3 protein-coding genes are annotated in these 2,502 nt (G+C 75.2%); all 3 read left to right on the top strand.

What is annotated here, in order from left to right; all coding sequences use genetic code 11:
- A partial coding sequence (locus AC5LUJ_RS10690) for a (Fe-S)-binding protein (protein WP_493464860.1) occupies positions 1 to 760 on the top strand: 760 nt, incomplete at its 5' end.
- The gene (locus AC5LUJ_RS10685; RefSeq protein WP_493464859.1) at positions 757 to 1,353 is read left to right on the top strand and encodes an LUD domain-containing protein; all 597 of its coding nucleotides are present in this window, start codon (positions 757 to 759) and stop codon (positions 1,351 to 1,353) included. The genes AC5LUJ_RS10690 and AC5LUJ_RS10685, both read left to right, overlap by 4 nt.
- A complete protein-coding gene (locus AC5LUJ_RS10680) occupies positions 1,329 to 2,396 on the top strand; it encodes an LUD domain-containing protein (RefSeq protein WP_493464858.1) in 1,068 nt (355 codons plus the stop codon). The genes AC5LUJ_RS10685 and AC5LUJ_RS10680 overlap by 25 nt, the downstream gene beginning before the upstream one ends.
- The last annotated feature ends 106 nt before the right edge of the window (positions 2,397 to 2,502 follow it).

Here is a 2,502-nt window from a genome sequence, read left to right as displayed (position 1 = left end):
CGAGGTGGACTTCCCCCCGGCGCAGACCTGCTGTGGGCAGATGCACCTCAACACCGGCTACCGGGACGAGGCCGTGCCGTTGGTGCGGGGCTTCGTCGAGGCGTTCGAGGGATACGACGCGGTGGTCACCCCGTCGGCGTCATGCGCCGGCACGATCCGTCACCTGTATGCCCGGCTGGCCGCCGAGCGGGGTGACGCGGCGCTGCGGGACGCGGTGGCCCGCACGGCACCGCGGGTGTACGAGCTGACGGAGTTCCTCGTCGACGTGCTCGGGGTTGTCGACGTCGGCGCGTACTTCCCGCACCGGGTGGCCTACCATCCGACCTGCCACTCGTTGCGGGTGCTCGGGCTTGGTGACCGGCCCCAGCGGCTGCTGCGCGCGGTGCGCGGGCTCACCCTCGTCGACCTGCCGGCGGCCGAGGAGTGCTGCGGGTTCGGCGGCACGTTCGCGATCAAGAACGCAGACGTGTCGGTGGCGATGGGCGCGGACAAGGCACGCCACGTCCGCGAGACCGGGGCGGAGGTGCTGGTGGCCGCGGACAGCTCCTGTCTCGCGCACATCGGCGGACTGCTGTCCAGGTGGCGCTCGGGAGTGCGCGTCCTGCACCTGGCCGACGTGCTCGCCGGGACCGGCGACACACCCCCCGGGCCAGCCGCGTCCGGGTCAGCCGCGTCCGCGCCTGCCGGGCGGGCCGGGCAGGCCGGGCGGGCCACGGCCTGGTGGCGGGGACGGGCCCGGCCGGGGGGACGGCCGGCATGACAGCGATCTTCCTGGGGACGCCGGCGTTCCCGCGGGCGGCGCGGCAGGCACTGGCCGACACCCAGCTGCGCCGCAACCTCGCGCACGCCACCACGACGATCCGGGACAAGCGGGCCCGGGCCGTCGGCGAGCTCGACGACTGGGAGGCGCTGCGTCTGGCCGGAGCCGCGATCAAGGAGCGCACGTTACGGCATCTGGACGGCTACCTGGAGCAGTTCGAACGGGCGGTCACCGCGGCTGGCGGCCAGGTGCACTGGGCCGGTGACGCGGCCGAGGCCAACCGGATCGTGATCGACCTGGTCCGGGCCGCCGGCGTCGGCGGCAACGCCGATGGGCGGGCCGCCGGCGCCGGCGGGAGCGCCACCGGCGCCGGCGAGGTCGTCAAGGTGAAGTCGATGGTCACCGCGGAGATCGGTCTCAACGACGCGCTGGCCGCGGCCGGCATCACCGCGGTGGAGACCGACCTGGCCGAGCTGATCATCCAGCTGGCCGGTGACCGGCCAGCCACATCCTGGCCCCGGCGATCCACCTCAACCGGGCGGAGATCCGGGAGATCTTCCTGCGGGAGATGGCGGACGCGCCGGCCGGCCTGACCGACCAGCCGCGGGCGCTGGCCGCCGCGGCCCGCGCGCACCTGCGGCGCAGGTTCCTCACGGCGAAGGTGGGGATCTCCGGGGCGAACTTCGCGGTCGCCGAGAGCGGCACCCTGGTGGTGGTCGAGTCGGAGGGCAACGGCCGGATGTGCCTGACCCTGCCCGAGACCGTGATCAGCATCGTCGGTATCGAGAAGGTGGTGCCGACCTGGTCCGACCTGGAGGTGTTCCTCCAGCTGCTGCCCCGCTCGTCGACCGGGGAGCGGATGAGCCCGTACACCACGATGTGGACCGGTGTTACCGAGGGTGACGGTCCGCGCGCCGTCCACGTGGTGCTGCTCGACAACGGCCGCAGCCGCGCGCTGGCCGACCCGGTCGGCCGGCAGGCGCTGCGCTGCATCCGCTGCTCGGCCTGCCTGAACTCCTGCCCGGTGTACGAACGGACCGGCGGCCACGCCTACGGATCGGTCTATCCGGGCCCGATCGGTGCCATCCTCACCCCGCTGCTGAACGGGGTGGACGCCGGGCCGGTGGAGAAGGCGCTGCCGTACGCGTCGTCGCTGTGCGGCCGCTGTTTCGAGGTCTGCCCGGTGCGTATCGACATCCCCGAGGTGCTGCTGCACCTGCGCGGCCAGGTCGTCGACGCGGCGCGCACCCGCCCGCGGCCGGCGGCGGAGGCGGTCGGGATGCGCGCGGCGGCCTGGGCGCTGGCCCGGCCCGGCCGGCTGGCTGGCGTCCAGCGCGGTGCCGGTGCGGTGCGGCGGCTGCTCGGTGACCGGGAGACCGTCGGGCCGGTGCCGCTGCCCGGCCCGGCGGCGGCGTGGAGCCGGGCGCGCGACGTCCCGCTGCCGCCCCCGGAATCCTTCCGTGCCTGGTGGGCGCGTACCCGCGGCGAGAACACGGCCGCGGCAGAGGACGCTCCCACGGGCAGGGACGCCCCGACGACGGCAGGCACGCCCACCGCGGAGGACACCCCCGCGGTGGGGCGCATCCGTGGTGGGGAGGCCCCCGCGGTGGAAGGCGGCCGTGATGAGCGCGCGTGAGCAGATGCTGCGCCGGATCCGGGCGGCGCTTGCCGATGTGCCCGCGGCCGAGCGGCCCGAGGACGTCCCGGTTCCCCGCGACTATGCCCACCCGCGCGCGGCCAGC

It is taken from the genome of Protofrankia sp. CiP1_Cm_nod3 (assembly GCF_982290655.1).
The sequence above is the reverse complement of the archived record's forward strand: the minus strand, read 5'-3'. Positions and strand labels throughout refer to the sequence as shown.

Excerpts from the sequence above, each read along its gene's own strand:
- AC5LUJ_RS10685 (WP_493464859.1), top strand. The coding sequence starts at position 757 with ATGACAGCGATCTTCCTGGGGACGCCGGCGTTCCCGCGGGCGGCGCGG.
- AC5LUJ_RS10680 (WP_493464858.1), top strand. The coding sequence starts at position 1,329 with ATGGCGGACGCGCCGGCCGGCCTGACCGACCAGCCGCGGGCGCTGGCC.